Raw genomic sequence first — 17,202 nt, forward strand, 5'->3', positions numbered from 1 at the left:
TATTATCGGCAGAATATGATTAAAATGACCTGCGATGGCCGCAATTAAATTATGATGCGCTGTCAGCGCCAGGTGACATGCTTAATCTAAACACCACAATCGCCACCACCACGCCAATCAGCGTGTCCAGTGCTCTGGCCGCGAACAGGGAACTCACCGCGCTAAAATCCCGACCTCCGGCAGCAATCGTCAAGGCATTGGCGGTGATAAACACGGTGGCAGCGGCGTATTGCAGCACCACCCCGATCTCAATGGCAAACTGCAGCATCCCGACCGTCAAGGCGATCCATAATCCTTGCGGATTGAGCGTCAGAATGCTCCACGCCAGCACCAGTCCAACCAGCGTGCCCAACAGCCGATTAAAGGCACGTCGTGTCGTGCCCGGCAAACCGTCCGGCTGGTTAAGTACCACCACCACGGCCGCCATCCCCCAATACGCATGTTCCAGTCCAAGGATGACCCCGATCGTTCCGGCCACCAGCGTGCCAAACGCCACCCGTGCAGCGGTGCGTCTGGCGTGCTCTTTGATCACCCGATCCGCTACCGTGCGAGGTTTGGCGGCGGTCCGTTCAAACAGGCATCCCAGCATATGCGCCAGCCACGAGATCGCGCCACCGCACAACACCCATAACCCACTTTGCCAGGGATCAACGCTGCTGGCCGCCATCCCGGTGCCGCTGGCACAGGCCAACGCAAACATATACGCTCCGGGCGGTCCCAGCTGCTGTCTGTTACAGATCAAGGTGGCAAGCGAGGCGATGCAGGTCACGGTCACCACGCCAAGCCACGGATAAGGCGCGACGAGAATGCCGAGGGTGACGATCACCGCCAATGTCACCGCGATGATGGCCAGCAAACGCGCACGTCTGCCAACGGGCAGACCATCACCGTACAACGCCGTAAACGCCCCAATGGTTGCCAGCAGACCCGACTGTATATGCCCGGCATAGAAACCCAGCACCACTGGTAAACCGCAGCACAGACCCGCGCGCACCGCAAACGGCAGACGTTGCCGCACGGCAGCTGGGATTGATGTATTCATCCTTTTCTCCGCGAACCCGCGATTCTAACCTGTTGATTAATGGTAGCCCGTTGCACTTTACCTGCCATGTTAATTTTTTGTTGTTATTCTTGTTACCCGTATCACATAAAGTAAAAAACATAAAACCTGAAACAGATCCCGCAATTGTCTCATCCCGGCCCGCTTCCTATAACTAACCGTCGATTGACCCTTAGCGATACCCAGACAGGCGGGAGTCTTTATGCAAACAAGCTTAACGATAAAAGAAAAAATCAGTTACGGACTGGGCGATATGGCCAGTCATATCGCCATCGATAACGTGATTATTTTTCTCACGTTTTATTACACCGATGTCGTGGGGCTACCGGCGATATTTGTCGGAACGCTCTTTTTGCTGGCGCGCGTCGCCGATGCGGTGATCGACCCGGCAATGGGCATGGTGGCAGATCGCACGCGTTCGCGCTGGGGGCGTTTTCGTCCGTGGCTGCTGATGCTGGCCGTGCCGTTTGGCGTGAGCTGCATGTTGATTTATGCCGTCCCGGAAAGCCTGTCGCTGACCGGAAAAATGATCTATGCGGCAGCCACCTACAGCCTGATGATGCTGATGTACACCGCCATCAATATTCCCTACTGCTCAATGGGCGCAATTATCACCGCCGATGATACCCAGCGTATCTCGTTGCAGTCGTGGCGCTTCTTTCTTGCAACGCTGGGAGGGGCGATGTCCACCTTCCTGATGATACCGCTGGCGACCTGGCTCGGGGGTGGTAACAAGCTGGAAGGGTATTTCGCCGCCATGTCGATTATGGCGACGCTGGCGACCCTGATGTTTTTTATCTGCTTCCTCAATACGCGCGAACGTGTGAATGCCCCTGCCAGCCACGGCCACTTTCTGGCCGATCTGCGTGATTTGTTATGTAACGATCAGTGGCGCATCGTGGCGCTATTGGTGTTCTGCAACATCTCATTTGGGGTGGTACGACTGGGTGCCATGATGTACTACGTCACCTATTTCCTTGGCAATGCCAGCCTGTTTATGTGGCTGTTGGCCGCGCATATCGTCGGCAAAAGCGTGGGCAGTGTGCTGGCGAAATTGCTGACGCTTCACTTAAGCAAAATCACCGCTTTCACTCTCAGCGCTATCGTTACCGGCGTGTTGAGTATCAGCATCGTGTTTCTCCCCGGTAACCTCGTGTTGCTGGTGGGGATGACCTTTATCGTCTCCAGTTTCTATCAGGTCACCACCACGCTGATGTGGGTGATGATGTCGGACGTGGTCGATTACGGTGAATATCGCCAGGGCAAACGCCTCGATGGCACCGTGTTCTCCACGCTGCTGGCCGTGTTGAAAATGGGTATGGCGATCAGTGGTGCCATTGTCGGCTGGACCCTCGGTCTGAGCGGCTATGTTGCCCAGGCGGCACACCAGCAGCCCGCCGCCATGATGGCTATCGTTGCGCTGTTTTCGGTGATCCCCGGCGTGCTGGCGCTGCTCAGTGCGCTGGCGATGCGTGGTTACAAACTTAACGACGCCACCATGCGTACCATCAATCAAAACAAACTGGCGGCACAGCCTGCCACCACTGGCCCCACCGTATTACAACCACAGGAGTTGTCATGAGCGAATTACGCGCCGAATCCCAGCGTATCGTCTGGACCTTTGACCGTCAGACCCTGGTTATCGAACCCTGGGGGGCGAACAGCCTGCGGGTGCGCGCCACCTGCCAGACGGCACTGATTGACAGCGATTGGGCGCTGTTACCGCCAACGCCTTGTGAAGTCGATATCCAACGTGAGCCTGAACTGCTGCGCATACGCAACGGCAACATCACCGCGACGCTGAATATGCGTGGACAACTGGCCTTCTACAACCAACACGGTGAATTGTTGCTTGAGGAGTTCTGGCGGCAACGCAGCACAGTCGGTATTGGTGCCACAGAAAAGAGCCAGGATAAGTACATCAGCGCGCTGAAACTGGATGCCCGCACCTTTCGCCCGATTCCCGGCGGGAAATATCAGCTCAGCGTGCGTTTTGAAGCGCGACGCGAAGAGAAAATTTATGGCATGGGGCAATACCAGCAGGATTGCCTCGATTTGAAAGGCTGTACGCTGGAACTGGCGCAGCGAAATTCGCAAGCCAGCGTGCCGTTTATGGTGTCCAGTCTCGGTTACGGTCTGCTGTGGCACAACCCGGCAATCGGTGAAGTGACCTTCGGTAAGAACGGCACGCGCTGGCAGGCCGAGGTCACCGACCAGATGGATTACTGGATCACTGCGGGCGACACCCCGGCGGAGATCGTGCGCCAGTATGGCCGCGCCACCGGCACTGCGCCGATGATGCCTGCCTTCGCCACCGGTTTTTGGCAATGCAAACTGCGCTATCGTACCCAGCAGGAGGTGCTGGAAGTGGCACGCGAGTATCGCCGTCGGCAATTGCCTCTCTCGGTGATTGTCATCGACTTTTTCCACTGGCCGAATCAGGGAACCTGGTGCTTTGATGCCCGTGACTGGCCCGATCCCAAAGCCATGGTCGAGGAACTGAAAGCGATGGGGATTGAAACCATGGTCTCGGTCTGGCCGACCGTGGATAGCCGCAGCGATAACTATCGGCTGATGAAATCCAAAGGGTTGCTGGTCAACAGCGAGCGCGGCGTCTCGGTCAATCTGGACTTTATGGGCAACACCACCTTCTTTGATGCCACCCATCCTGCGGCACGCGAGTTTGTCTGGCAGGAGGTGAAGCGCAATTATTATGACCACGGCATTCGCACCTTCTGGCTGGATGAAGCCGAGCCGGAGTATCGCGCCTACGATTTTGATAACTACCGCTATCATCTTGGCCCGGTGCAGGAAGTGGGTAACATTTATCCACAACTGTTTGCCCGTGGCTTTTATGAAGGGCTGCAACAACAGGGCGAAAGCGACATCGTCAATCTGGTGCGATGCGCCTGGGCGGGCAGCCAGCGTTACGGCGTGCTGGCCTGGTCGGGCGATGTGCACTCCTCCTTCCACGCGCTGCGCAACCAGTTCACCGCCGGGCTGAATATGGCGATGGCCGGGATTCCGTGGTGGACCACCGATATCGGTGGTTTCCAGGGTGGCAACATCCATGATCCGGCGTTTCATGAATTGCTGATCCGCTGGTTCCAGTGGGCGGTGTTCTGCCCGGTGATGCGATTACATGGCTACCGGGAACCGCAGATTGAGCCGACAGAAGCCTGGCGCGATGGTATTGCGCAATGCAATAGCGGCTCGCCCAATGAAGTGTGGAGCTATGGCGAGGAGAATTTTGCCTTGATGAAAAGTTGCCTGCTGCAACGTGAACGGCTGCGTCCCTACATTGACGGGCTGATGCGCGAGGCACATGAGCTGGGCGATCCGGTGATGCGACCGCTGTTTTATCACTACCCCGAGCAAACTGAAAGCTGGCAGGTGGAAGATCAGTATCTGCTGGGGCGCGACCTGTTGGTCGCCCCGGTACTGCACGCCGGTCAGCGTGAACGGGAGGTGTGGTTACCGGCGGGTGATCAGTGGCTGGCACGTAATGGCGAGTGCTACCAGGGCGGACAACGCCTCGTTGTCGCGGCCCCGCTGAGTGCCATTCCGGTGTTCAGCCGTGTCGGCGGCAGTGCCGAGGTGCTCGACAGTTAATCATTGCCTCTTCTTGCGCGATAAATCGCGCCGCTACGTTTAGGAACAGATTTGTAGCGGCGTGATTTATCACGCAGGTTTTACCAGCATCGTGTAGCGAAGAAAGCAGAATATGTGGTGATCCACAAAAATGATTTGCTAAAAAGTTATCTTCTTAACAGAGGAAAGCCCCAGCAGATAAGGCCGAGGCCTTCACTTTTGAATCGTGCATCTGTCAAAAGTTGACAGATACGCGGCTAATTAATAACCTCTTGTTATTAAAAATTATCAGCAACGCATATATGGGGTTCACGCCATGCCGGAAAGAGTTCAGGCAATCCATTGATATTCAATGTAAAACCTGCATCCAGATACCCCCATCGCCTGAAATGGGTCCGGGTTCTAAGTCTCGTGCATTCCAGATAACATGGATAATTATCTTCATCAGCCATAGAGTGCAGTGCATTAAATAAATTCGTCATCACACTGCCGCCTCGAGATGAATGTTGTATTGCAATAAGAGGAATGTAATAGTGTGGTGGCGTTCGGGGATGATAATACTCAAGACCGTGCGTATATGCAGCAACAACCGCAGAATATGAACCGCAAACTTTACGTATATGCGCATCGATTATGGCGACATCTTCGTCAGCTGTATCTATAGCTTCTGGACGAAAATAAACCAATGCGCCAGCATTATTTTCGGCGATCAGCGTACCCCCACGTTTTTTCGCAAGTTCAATGTAAATATAAAAATATTCATATAGCATATGTATTCTTACCTCTGGGTCAGGGATCAGAACCTCATGTAAAGGATCTTCATTAAAAGCTTCAGCCATAAGAATACATACTGCATCCAGCTCTGAGTCTTTAGCATGTCTACATTTCATATATATGTCCTTTTATTTTACAAATAAAAATCCGTATGCATTGCGTACACCTTCCGCGCCTTAATATTTTTTAAAGGTGAAAGGTGAATTGCAAATATATATGGCGGATATTAATTAACAAGCCAACCTTACCGGCAAAGATAACCAAATATCACCGCAGACTAGTATAATCACTCTGTTTTATCAGAAAAAATTATTTTATTATTATTTTTTATAATCAATCTTAACATCAATAAATTATATATGTATTACAAGAGATTGTTTTTTAATGTTCAGGAAATCATCACAAGAAACCTAAGATAAACCTTTATTCTTGCCAGGCAACGAGATCATTTTTAGTTCAATGCCTAGACTAATGGCATGTTTTGCATTTTTTACACCCATTTTTTTAACAACTTTTCCCATATGGAATTTTATCGTGCTAACAGTAATGTTCAGCATCTCCGCCACTTGAGAATAAGTATATCCTTTGCTACACCAGTAAAGTATTTCAGACTCACGGGCAGAAAATACATCTTCCTTAACTTCTTCACCTTCGCTATATACACTGAGCAACATTTCGTGCGTGTCAATTAACACCCCCTGTAACTCATCTCTATTTTTATTGAAAACATCATCAATATCAGATGTTAAAAACTTATCTATGTAAAATAATAACATTGCCAGATTATTGTTATTCTCATGAAGTACAAAAGCGTGTCCTCGTATAATGTTATGGCTTTTTATTTTTTCGAATATCCTTTTCACTGTCCACATGGAGTTTATTTTTAAATTTTCATCCCAGGAGAAATGCGTAAATCTACTTAGGGCATTTATAATCACAGGATCTACATATTGATATTTATTATTTAGATAGTTATCAGATATTTCATCTGGAAAATCGCTTATAAATATCATGTCATCCATGTTATTTTTATTCATTACCAAATAGATATAATTCAGATCAGAGTATTTCCCCAACCGATTATCCAAGTATTTCTTTATGTATTCATTTTTATCATGATTTGAAAAAAAACCTTTTTTCATTGAATCTTTTCCTCAACTTGTCACATCAAACATTACTGAAGTTTTAAGTAACTTATAACTTATTGATATTAAAAATATAGCATAGCTTCTTCATTGTGTATTTTTATCGAATGCACAATACTATACTTTAGAATAGCCAACAAGGTTATTGAGAAAGGTCTTTTATATCAGTTAAATGTACGGTCTGAGTGCAAGAAGCACAGCCCGCTTTTTTTGCTTGAGAAACATCGTCATGAGGAAAGGAATTTGATTTTGAAGCCGGCGGTTAAAAGCGCCATCCTAGTGTTTTTGCGTGTCGGCGGCAGCGCTGACGTGCTCGACAGTTAATCATTGCCTCTTCTTGCGCGATAAATCGCGTCGCTACGTTTAGGAACAGATTTGTAGCGGCGTGATTTATCACGCAGGGTCAGTCGCAACGTTACGGTTTTTTTGCCAGCGTCGCCAGCACGGCACGCCAGCGAAACGGCAGCACATCCTGGTAACGCAGCTGATGGAGGCGTAGCTGGGCCGGTAAATCCGCCTGCACATGGTGGATGGCCTGGCTGAGCGTGCCATCCAGCCCGACATCCTGCAGCGTCTTCACCACTTCCTGCATCTCTTCAGCACGACGCACGCCGTGTTCCGCCACCCGGCTGATCAGATAATCGGGCAGTTCGGCCTGCCATCCCAACGACGGGAAACTGGCATGCAACGATTCCAGCACCGCGTCTTCCACCCCATAACGCTGCGCCGCCCCCAGACACTCGGTGGTGAGCGCCTCCAGCCCTTTAATCATGACGCTGCGACACATTTTGATGGCGGAGACGGCACCAATTTCGCTGCTGGCGGCACGCGCCTGGCATCCCAATCCGCACAGTTGTGCGGCAACCCGTTCAGCCTGCTCACCGCCGAGTAACAACGGCGTTCCCAACCGTTTTGGTGGCACCGGAGCCATTACCGCCACATCGAGATAATGTCCGACCCCGTGTGCCACCACACGTGCCGCCGCGCGTTTGGTCTCCGGGGCCACTGAATTGAAATCCAGCAAGGTCTGGTTCGGGCCTAACAGCGGGGCTAGCTGTTCCGCCACCGACAACGCATTACCCGCTGTGACCAGCGACAGTATCAACGTCGCCCCGTCCAGTGCCTGTGCAAGGTTGGCGGCGGGCTGGACGCCCGCCTGTGCTATCCGCGCCTGTAACGCATCGCCCTCGCGGGTAAGAAACTTTTTATCCCACACCCTCACCCGTGCACCTTGGCTGACCAGATCCTGCGCGTAAATCCCTCCGGCTTCACCGCAGCCGATAATCGCAATGTTAATCATGGCCGTTTCCTCGCCACAGCGAACCGGGTACCGCCACGGCGCCGATAAACAGCAGTCGCGCCGTGCGAACCAACCCGCTCTGGATCACGTTGCCCGCCGGATCACGCTGCAACATCACGCTGAACTCGCCGCTCGGATGTTCCACCACCAGCCGTTGTTCAGCCCCCGCATCCACCCGGGCGATTCCTTCGGTGACTGAACCGGGGATCAGGCAGGCGGTGGCGACACTGACCGCGCCCAGCACCCCGATTGAGGCATGGCAGCGATGGGGGATAAAGGTGCGCGTGGAGAGGGTGCCGCCCTGGGTCGGCTCAGCAATCAACGTCATCTTTGGCACGGTGCGCTGGGCTACATCGCCCAGATTCATGCGCGGTCCGGCCAGCAAGCGGATCGCTTCCAGCCGCGCTTTGAGTTCTTCATCATTATCCAGTTGTTCCCGGCTCTCACGCCCGCTACGTCCGAGGTCGGCCGCGCGCACCACCACCACCGGCATCCCGTTATCGATGCAGGTTACCGCTACGCCAGCAAAACGGTCCTGTGCCTGGCCGGTGGGCAGCAATGCGCCACAACTGGAACCGGCGATATCAGCAAAATTCAACACCTGTTGCGCCGCGTAACCTGGCACACCGTCAATGCGCACATCGCCCTCATACTCCACCGCACCGTCTGGCGTCGGCAACTGCGCCTCGGCAATCTGCCCGGTATTCACCATAAAAATGCGTACCCGCGTCACCGCCCCCTGAATCGCCACCAACCCTTTTTCGATGGCAAAAGGGGCAACCGCCGCCAGAATGTTGCCGCAATTCTGCCCATAATCGACCAGCGCTTTGTCGACATTCACCTGAGCAAACAGGTAATCCACATCGGCATCCGCCCGGTTGGAAGGCGCAATGATCGCCACCTTACTGGTCAGCGGATCGGCACCGCCAATACCATCAATCTGGCGGGCATCGGGTGAGCCCATCACCGCCAGCAACACCCGATCGCGCAGCGCCGGATCAACGGGTAGATCCTGCGCCAGAAAGCAGGCCGCTTTAGAGGTGCCGCCACGCATTAACACACAGGGGATCAGCGTCTGTTTCATCGTTAGCTATTCTTCAGTTCTGCCAGAGAATCGACATAGCGCAGCCCTTTCGCTGCCAGCTTCTGCCGCATCTGATAAATATCCAGCCCCAGTTCACCGGCGGCCAGTCGCTGGCGTTTGCTCTCTTCCAGCTCGACACGCTGTGCCGCCGCCTGCGCCACTGTCCGCACCTCAGTACGCGGCACAATCACCACGCCATCGTCATCCGCCACCACCAGATCGCCAGGATTGATTAACTGACCGGCACAGATCACCGGGACATTCACCGAACCCAGCGTCTCTTTGACCGTACCCTGGGCGTAAACCGCGCGCGACCAAACCGGGAACGACATTTCACGCAAGGTTTGGCTGTCGCGGATTCCGATATCGCCCACCAGGGCCACCACGCCGCGTGCCTGCAACGAGGTCGCCAGCAGATCGCCAAAGAAGCCGTCATGACAATCCGACGTGGGTGCCACCAGCAGAACATCACCGGGCTGACACTGCTCGACTGCCACGTGGAACATCCAGTTATCGCCCGGCGACACCAGCACCGTCACCGCGCTGCCAGCAATCGTCGTACCCTGCTGCACCGGACGAATGCGCGCATCCAGTAATCCCTGACGCTGCTGCGCTTCATGCACCGTCGCCACGCCGAAGCGGGCGAACTGCGCGATCAACGCCGCATCGGCACGCTCGATGTGCCGCACCACCACCCCTTTCTGATTGACATGGCTCATGACAGATCCTCCGTCACCCGGGGGAACAGGCTTTGATAACCTTCACCGTGGCTGAGTAGCCGGGAGGTGGCGATACCCACATTGCGTTTCGCCTGCACACCACGTTGCAACGCCACGCGGGTGTAGTACTCCCACAGATGCTCTTGCCCGGCCATGCACTGAATGGCGGCGTATTTCTTTTCCCACACCGAGGTGATATCCAGCAGTACATCAGGTTTCCACTGGCATTGTTCCGGCTGATGCGGTTCAAAGCAGTACACCGGCGGAGCACCAATGATCGGTTCACCCGGACGGTAACCCTCAGCCTGGGCGATGATGCGCGCTTCCTGAGTGAGGTTGGCGGCCAGTGGGTGATCATAGTTGTAGGGATCGGCAATCGAATGGGTGAGCACAAAGTGCGGCTGCACCTTGCGGAAGACATCAGCGAGGCGGAAAAGGGTTTCTTTGTCGGCACGCAGCGGGTAATCACCAAGGTCAAAAAACTCAATTGAAGCACCGAGGATCTCAGCGGCTGACTGTGCCTCGCTGCGACGGTTGGCTTTGACGATCTCCTCGGTCATATTGCCTTTGCGCCACAGCTTGGCAGATTCGCCACGCTCGCCAAAGGAGAGGCACACCACGTGGACGTCATAGCCACGTTCAGCATGTAAGGCGATCGCACCACCCGCCCGCCAGACGAAATCGGCGGAATGAGCACTCACGACCAGGGCACTTTTTTTAGCGGTGTTTTCCATCTTGTATTCCTGCTGTTGCGTTTTTTTTCATCCTGACATGTCGCCCGCCAGGCGAATAATGCCTTTCATTGCGCGAGCTATGATTTTTATTTATGTTGTGATTTTGATCGCCGATAGACACGGAGCTGAGCCGGAAATAATGCAAGAAGATAATGATATTAAAATCATGCAACTACGTGCTTTTTGCATGATTGCAGAGCGCGGTACAGTTTCTGAGGCTGCGGAGAAATTATTTCGTACCCAGTCGGCGATCACCCGTTCCATTCGTGATCTTGAGCACACTTTGGCCACGCCGTTGTTTGAACGCCATGCCAGCGGTATGTTGCTGACCGAAATGGGAAAATGCGTGTTGCCGCGCGCCAGACGCGCGATCAACGAATTGCAGCACATACCGGCGACGCTGGCGCGCTTAAAGCAGCGCGATCACCACCGGGAAGAGGCCGAACCGATCTGGTTGTTTAACGTGCGACGGCTACAGGTTTTTCTCCGGCTGTATCGCCTGCACCACACGCAAAGCGTGGCGAACTCACTCAACATCAGCCAGCCTGCGGTGAGCGCCGCCCTTAAGGTGCTGGAAAAAGGGGCCGGACTGGCGCTGTTTCAACGCACGCCCAAAGGGATGATGCCTTCAGCGGCAGCCCGAGAGATGGCCCCGTTTATCAGCCGCGCCCTGAATGAGATCCGCCATATCCCGGAAGATCTCGCGGCGGCAACCGGCATCGTGCACGGCACCGTGCACGTTGGCGCGCTGCCGCTGTGTCGCAGCAGCCTGTTGCCGCTGGCGATAACCAAACTGGTGGCGGCACATCCGGGGATTAAAGTGGTGACCAATGAAAGTGCCTTCGACGCCTTAATTACCGAGCTGCGAGCCGGAGATATTGATTTCATCCTTGGGGCGTTGCGTCAGGGCGAGCAGGTGCTGGATATCCACAATCAGGTGTTGTTTGCCGAATCGCTGGTGTTGTTGGTACGGCCACAGCATCCCCTTGCCGGACGCAGATTGACAGCCAGCGATTTAGCGCACGTGCAGTGGATATTGCCGCGCGATAACACCCCTTCGCGTCATCTGCTGGATGCCGCCTTTCATAAGCTGGGGATGACGGCGCCCACCCCGGTTGTGGAGAGCGGCGATTTGGCGATTGTGCGTGGCCTGCTGCTGAATTCGGACATGGTTGCTGCGGTCTCCTCGCACCAACTGGAGTACGAACTGCGCGCGGGTATCCTGCAACCGCTGGAGCTGACCTTGCCGGACACCCGTCGTGAGATTGGCTTAACCCTGCGGCAGGGGGCGCTGCATGCACCCGCTGCCGAGGCTTTACTGCGCTACATTGTTGAGGTTGCAGCGCACGCCGCGTAGCGTTACGACTCCACCTTATTAATCCCCAGACGCTTCATGCGCGAGAGCAAGGTGGTGCGCTTGATACCAAGACGCTGAGCCGCACCGCGCGGCCCGGCCACCACACCGTTGGTCTCACGCAGTACCCGCATAATCAGCTGGTACTCGTCCTCGCCGGCGCGCGGTTCCGTAACCGGTGCTGCAACTTTCCTGACAGGCGACGCGTCCGCCATTTCCGGCAAGGAAAGATGCAGCACGTTGCCACGCGTCATCAGCACCGCCCTCTCAATCACATTCTCCAGCTCACGCACGTTGCCCGGCCACTCCATGCGCCGCAGCATGCTCAGCGTTTCAGCGGGAATGCTGTCGATCTTCCGATTCAGACGGTGGGCGATTTTAAAGGTCAGCGCTTTCACTAACAGCGGAATATCTTCGGGACGTTCGCGCAGCGGGGGTAGCCGGATAGGAAACACATTCAGACGGTAATACAGATCATTACGAAATTCCCGGTCGGCCACCATTTGCCGTAGGTCGCGGTTCGTGGCGGCAATTAAGCGCACATCGACAGTTTGTAATTTGTTGCTGCCAAGGCGTTCAAACTCCTTTTCCTGTAACACGCGCAGCAGTTTAGGCTGCAACTCCAGCGGCATATCCCCCACTTCATCCAGGAACAGCGAGCTTTTATCTGCCAGTTCAAAACGGCCAATGCGCTGGGTGTTGGCACCGGTAAAGGCCCCCCGTTCATGACCAAACAGATCGCTTTCCAGCAACCCGGCAGGCATGGCGGCGCAGTTCATTTTTACCATGCGGTGACGATTACGCTGGCTCTGGCTGTGAATGGCGCGGGCAATCAACTCTTTTCCCGTGCCGGTTTCGCCAAGGATCAACACGGTGCTGTCACTGGCGGCCACAATGTCGACCTGTTTCAGCACATTCATCATCACTTCGCTGCGGCCAATAATCTCCCCCGCCTCACTGCCTCCGGCGTTGATCGACTCCGTCACCCACGGATTTCTGTCGGTCAGGCTTTCCTTCAGCCGGTTGATCTCCTGCCATGCCAGCGCGTTATCCAGCGCAATCGCAATGCGTTCGGCAATTTGTTGCAGCAGTTCAAGATTGGCCGCGCTGAATCCCCGTTCCCCGCACTGCGCCAGTTTCATCACCCCCAACATATTGTCACCAAATTTCAGCGGCATCAGGCACAGCGTCTGAATTTGATTATCCCAAAGCTCCAGTAACCGGCGCTCATAGGAGGCCGCCTGAGCGTCGGGATACAGATTAAGCAACAGCGTTTCGCCACTGGCAAAAACCTGTTCAGACAGCGTGCCTGCTTCGGGCACGTCACTCAGATCATGGATCGGCGACGTTTCATCAACAAAATGGGTTGAGTAGATCGTCAGCCACGCTTTACGGCTGCTGCGCACCACAATGCTGATAGAATCGATGGCAAAATGGCGGTGGATTTCCCGCGCCGTTTCCTGCATCACCTCGTCGAGATCGAGTTTTGACAGCACCGCATTGGTTACCGCCACCAGAATGCGAAAATCATCGCGCTCACGGCTCAGCACCTGACAGTGGTGATCGATATCTTGCGTGCTGCGAATCTGCTGCGCGCACAACCCCGCCACCTGGGTCAGCGTATGCAGACGCTCCAGCTCTTGCTCGCTCCAGCCCGTATCGCGGTTGCGAATGAACTCACAGCCGCCGAAAATCTCGCCACTGACAACCAGCGGCAGCAGACAGTAACGACCAAAAGCGGGGTAAAGCGGCAGTCTGGCCACCTGCGGCCAGCTCTCTCCGAACTCATGCCACTGACAAATCAGCGCCTCTGGACGGGAAAGAATACGTTGCATTGGCCCGGTGGCCAGTATCTTCTCCTGTTCCAGGTTCTGCTCATTTGCCGGATTATCCATGCCATAAAAACTGACCTGCGTATGCAATGGATGATAAAGCAGTACATTTACGCGATCCGCTAATGCCCCTTGTTTGGCCAGTTTTGTCAGGCAATTAGCGAGCGCACCTAAATCGGGCTGTTGCAGCAGTGTTTGTGTTATTTCAAACAATCCCTGCTGCCCGATATCGCTCATCGGGGTATATGCCATTTTTGTCGTCCATTGAAAGACCTCCAGCTAAATATGGAGGCGGTAACATCGTCCAATATTGATGAGAATTAAAGTTTATGTGGTTTTCTTTCGGGGAGACCAGGCATAGATCAACAAATACGCGGTAGCGGTTCCGCGTGCGGGAGTTCCAGGCGACGTTTGATGCCATAGAGTCCGGTGATGCTGACGCCGGGCTTCTCCGTTACCACGCCGATTATCGCAGCCTGTTTTCCCAAAGGATGCTGCTGCAACGCCGCGACGACGGTAGCGGCGGCTGCCGCTGCAACCGCGATCACCACCTTTCCTTCATTAGCAAAATTTAGCACGTCCAGCCCCAATAGCTCGCAGACGCCCCGTACTGCCGGATTCAGCGGTAGCTGGCTTTCCATGATTTCCATACCACAGCGGCTGGCGGCGGCAAATTCATGCAGTACCGCATTCACGCCGCCGCGCGTGGCATCACGCAACGCCTTCACGCCGTGGATGCCGACCAGCGGTGCGATAAGCGACGTCAGTGGCGCGCAATCGCTGGTCAAATCACCGTCCAGCCCCAGTTGTTCGCGCATATTGAGGATGGTCGCACCATGGTCACCGAGGGTGCCGCTGACGATCAGCACATCGCCCACACCAATTTGCGCTGCACCCCAGTTCAGGCCGCCGGGAATTGCGCCGATACCTGCCGTATTGATAAACAGCTTATCCGCAGCACCGCGCGGCACCACTTTGGTATCGCCGGTGACGAGGGCGACTCCGGCTTCTCTGGCCGCCTGCGCCATGCTGGTAACCGTTCGTTCCAGCGTCGTCAGCGCCAGCCCTTCTTCGAGGATAAACCCGCAGGACAGCCAGCGCGGCTGCGCGCCACTGACCGCTATGTCGTTGACCGTGCCGCACACCGCGAGCTTGCCAATGTCGCCACCGGGAAAAAATAGCGGGTCGATAACGTAACTGTCGGTAGAAAATGCCAGCCGATCGCCGCGGCTGGTCAGATCGCTGAGCGCCAGTCGGGCCTGATCTTCCTGTTCCGCCAGCCAGGGGTTATCAAATGCCTGCAAAAACAGGCTGGAGATCAGTTGCTGCATCATCCTGCCGCCGCTGCCATGTGCCAACTCAATTGATTTCATCATTCACTTCCTGACTTCTGTAATGATACCAGGCCGCACAGGCTCCTTCTGAGGAGACCATCAGCGCCCCAAACGCATTTTCTGGATTGCAGCCGGTCCCGAACATCGGGCACTGATGCGGCTTACAACGTCCGGTGAGCACGTCGCCGCAGCGGGCGCGCGGATCGTCACAAACCCGCTGGCGCTGTGGCCGGAAATGCGCCTCGGCATCAAAGGCTTGATAAGCCTCGGTCAGAACGACCCCGGAATCCGCAATCACCCCCAGACCGCGCCACTCAGACGCACCGTTGAGGCAAAAAACCTCGCGCATGGCCTGCTGTGCCAGCGCGTTCCCCGCATCGGGTACGACGCGTTTGTATTGATTCTCAACCTGACTTTGCTGCTTAATTTTTTGCTCCACCAGCATCAGCACGCCTTGCAATAAATCCATCGGCTCAAAACCCGCCACCACCAGCGGTCGCCGGAATTGCTGGGTGATGAATTGATAGGCGTGGGTGCCAATCACCATACTGACGTGGCCGGGTGCCAGAAATGCGTCGATACCGTTATCCGGCTGCGACAGCAGACTGTGCAACGTGGGGAGCAGCGTGATGTGCTGACAAAAGAACCAGAAATTGGTGATCTGTTGCGCTTTGGCCTGTTGCAGGGTGATCGCCGTGGCAGGCATGGTGGTTTCAAAGCCCAGCCCGAAAAACACCACTTTCCGCTGTGGATGCCGCTGCGCCAGCGCCAGTGCATCCAGCGGCGAGTACACCACCCGCACATCCGCGCCCCGGGCTTTGGCCTGCATCAGCGAGCCATTTTTGCCCGGCACGCGCAGGGCATCGCCAAAGGTGCAGAAAATCACCTCCGCATGGCTGGCAATCTCAATGCAACTGTCGATGCGCCCCATCGGTAACACGCACACCGGGCAGCCCGGACCGTGGATAAACTCAATATTCTCTGGCAGCAGTTGATCGAGACCAAACTTGAAGATGGCGTGGGTATGCCCGCCGCAGACCTCCATGATCCGCAAGGGACGCTGCGCGTCATAATCCAGCAGCGGCGCGCGTTTCTTCAGGGTGTCAATTAACTGCATGACGCGCGCGGGGTCTCGGTATTCATCGACGTAACGCATCAGCCACGTTCCTCGCCATACAGCAACGCGCCCACATCAGGCTCCAGCTCGAACATGTTTTGCAGCGCGTCGAGCGTGTCCCGGGCCTCCGCTTCATCGATGATGCTCATAGCAAAGCCGACGTGCACCAGCACCCATTGCCCGACAGCAGCATCACCCACCAAGGTCAAATTGACCTCACGCTGTACACCACAGACGTCAACTTTCGCGTTTCCATCAGCCAGACGCGCCACAATCTGGCCCGGAATGCCTATGCACATCGTTCGGCCTCCAGCCAGTTGATCCACGCGTCCATCCCGGCCCCCGTAGTGGCGGACACCAACAGGATCTGGATATCCGGGTTTACCTCGCGGGCATAAGCCAGGCAGCGGTCAACATCGAATTGCAGATAGGGCAGCAGATCGATCTTGTTCAGTAACATCAGCGAGGCCGCCGCAAACATATATTTATATTTTAATGGCTTATCCTCGCCTTCTGTCACCGACAGCAGCGCCACTTTATGCCGTTCACCCAAATCAAACCCCGCCGGGCACACCAGATTGCCGACGTTCTCAATAAACAACATGCCGTGTGGTGCCAGTGGCAGACGCTGCATGGCATCCTGCACCATTTGTGCATCCAGATGGCAACCCTTGCCGGTGTTGACCTGAATGGCAGGCGTGCCCGTGGCACGGATACGCGCCGCATCGTTCACCGTTTGTTGATCGCCTTCGATCACCGCACAGGGCACCTTGCCCTGTAACCGTTGTAAGGTTTCGGTCAGCAAGGTGGTTTTACCGGAGCCCGGGCTGGATACCAGATTCAGCACCAACTGTCGGTTTGCGGCAAAGCGGGCACGATTACCCTGTGCCAGCTGGTTATTTTTATCCAGCACATCCAGTTCCAGCTCCAGCATCTTACGCTGGGTGATGCCCGGCGCATGGGCTTGCGCTACGCCGTGCCCATAATGCAGATCGCCATGCGCGTCGGTACGCGGGGAAAATTGCATCCCGGAAATTTGTTGTAACCGACGCGGAGCCGGTGCAAAGGGTGCGCTGCGAAAGGCCGAGTGCGGGTTGCGCTCATCACCTTCGATATACCGGTTGCCTTCACCGCAACCACAGGTACTACACATGATTG

At 55.1% G+C, this 17,202-nt stretch carries 15 protein-coding genes; 3 read left to right on the forward strand and 12 right to left on the reverse strand.

Annotated elements, in window-relative coordinates; genetic code table 11:
* Positions 1-49 precede the first annotated feature (49 nt).
* Positions 50-1,042 (reverse strand): FUSC family protein, encoded by a 993-nt coding sequence (locus PAT9B_RS23320; RefSeq protein ID WP_013511753.1) that lies wholly within the window; start codon positions 1,040-1,042, stop codon positions 50-52.
* 220 nt (positions 1,043-1,262) lie between these two features.
* Between PAT9B_RS23320 and PAT9B_RS23325 the strand changes: the two genes are divergently transcribed.
* Positions 1,263-2,642, forward strand: a complete 1,380-nt coding sequence (locus tag PAT9B_RS23325) for a glycoside-pentoside-hexuronide (GPH):cation symporter (RefSeq protein WP_013511754.1) — start codon at positions 1,263-1,265, stop codon at positions 2,640-2,642.
* Positions 2,639-4,672: a TIM-barrel domain-containing protein gene (locus PAT9B_RS23330; protein WP_013511755.1), complete on the forward strand. Its 2,034-nt coding sequence runs from the start codon at positions 2,639-2,641 to the stop codon at positions 4,670-4,672. Before PAT9B_RS23325 ends, PAT9B_RS23330 begins: the two co-directional genes overlap by 4 nt.
* Positions 4,673-4,929: 257 nt before the next feature.
* On the opposite strand, the gene PAT9B_RS30325 is transcribed toward PAT9B_RS23330, so the two are convergent.
* The 6 genes from PAT9B_RS30325 to galB form a co-directional block, all read right to left on the reverse strand.
* Positions 4,930-5,541 carry a hypothetical protein gene (locus PAT9B_RS30325; RefSeq protein WP_013511756.1) on the reverse strand — a complete coding sequence of 204 codons (612 nt, stop codon included), beginning with the start codon at positions 5,539-5,541 and terminating at the stop codon, positions 4,930-4,932.
* A gap of 294 nt (positions 5,542-5,835) precedes the next feature.
* The gene (locus PAT9B_RS23335; RefSeq protein WP_013511757.1) at positions 5,836-6,567 is read right to left on the reverse strand and encodes a LuxR family transcriptional regulator; all 732 of its coding nucleotides are present in this window, start codon (positions 6,565-6,567) and stop codon (positions 5,836-5,838) included.
* A 418-nt stretch (positions 6,568-6,985) separates the two neighbouring features.
* Positions 6,986-7,870, reverse strand: coding sequence for an NAD(P)-dependent oxidoreductase (locus PAT9B_RS23340; protein WP_013511758.1), 885 nt, complete (start codon positions 7,868-7,870; stop codon positions 6,986-6,988).
* On the reverse strand, positions 7,863-8,954 hold the full coding sequence (locus PAT9B_RS23345; protein ID WP_013511759.1) for a 4-oxalomesaconate tautomerase: 1,092 nt from the start codon (positions 8,952-8,954) through the stop codon (positions 7,863-7,865). The genes PAT9B_RS23340 and PAT9B_RS23345 overlap by 8 nt, the downstream gene beginning before the upstream one ends.
* Before the next feature lie 2 nt (positions 8,955-8,956).
* Positions 8,957-9,673 carry a 4-carboxy-4-hydroxy-2-oxoadipate aldolase/oxaloacetate decarboxylase gene (locus PAT9B_RS23350; protein ID WP_013511760.1) on the reverse strand — a complete coding sequence of 239 codons (717 nt, stop codon included), beginning with the start codon at positions 9,671-9,673 and terminating at the stop codon, positions 8,957-8,959.
* Positions 9,670-10,407: a 4-oxalmesaconate hydratase gene (gene galB, locus PAT9B_RS23355; protein WP_013511761.1), complete on the reverse strand. Its 738-nt coding sequence runs from the start codon at positions 10,405-10,407 to the stop codon at positions 9,670-9,672. Before galB ends, PAT9B_RS23350 begins: the two co-directional genes overlap by 4 nt.
* Before the next feature lie 139 nt (positions 10,408-10,546).
* Between galB and PAT9B_RS23360 the strand changes: the two genes are divergently transcribed.
* Entirely contained in the window at positions 10,547-11,764 is a 1,218-nt protein-coding gene (locus PAT9B_RS23360) for a LysR family transcriptional regulator (protein ID WP_041526127.1), read from the forward strand.
* Positions 11,765-11,766: 2 nt separating this feature from the next.
* Here the strand turns inward: PAT9B_RS23360 and flhA are convergent, their stop codons facing one another.
* From flhA to hypB, 5 genes are all read right to left on the reverse strand, one after another.
* A complete protein-coding gene (gene flhA, locus PAT9B_RS23365) occupies positions 11,767-13,845 on the reverse strand; it encodes a formate hydrogenlyase transcriptional activator FlhA (protein ID WP_013511763.1) in 2,079 nt (692 codons plus the stop codon).
* 110 nt (positions 13,846-13,955) lie between these two features.
* Positions 13,956-14,966 (reverse strand): hydrogenase expression/formation protein HypE, encoded by a 1,011-nt coding sequence (gene hypE, locus PAT9B_RS23370; RefSeq protein ID WP_013511764.1) that lies wholly within the window; start codon positions 14,964-14,966, stop codon positions 13,956-13,958.
* Positions 14,953-16,083, reverse strand: coding sequence for a hydrogenase formation protein HypD (gene hypD, locus PAT9B_RS23375; RefSeq protein WP_013511765.1), 1,131 nt, complete (start codon positions 16,081-16,083; stop codon positions 14,953-14,955). Before hypD ends, hypE begins: the two co-directional genes overlap by 14 nt.
* Positions 16,083-16,343: a HypC/HybG/HupF family hydrogenase formation chaperone gene (locus PAT9B_RS23380; RefSeq protein ID WP_013511766.1), complete on the reverse strand. Its 261-nt coding sequence runs from the start codon at positions 16,341-16,343 to the stop codon at positions 16,083-16,085. The genes hypD and PAT9B_RS23380 overlap by 1 nt, the downstream gene beginning before the upstream one ends.
* The gene (gene hypB, locus PAT9B_RS23385; protein ID WP_013511767.1) at positions 16,334-17,197 is read right to left on the reverse strand and encodes a hydrogenase nickel incorporation protein HypB; all 864 of its coding nucleotides are present in this window, start codon (positions 17,195-17,197) and stop codon (positions 16,334-16,336) included. The genes PAT9B_RS23380 and hypB overlap by 10 nt, the downstream gene beginning before the upstream one ends.
* Positions 17,198-17,202: the final 5 nt, after the last annotated feature.

This window comes from Pantoea sp. At-9b, assembly GCF_000175935.2.
In the GTDB taxonomy this organism is placed as follows: domain Bacteria; phylum Pseudomonadota; class Gammaproteobacteria; order Enterobacterales; family Enterobacteriaceae; genus Pantoea.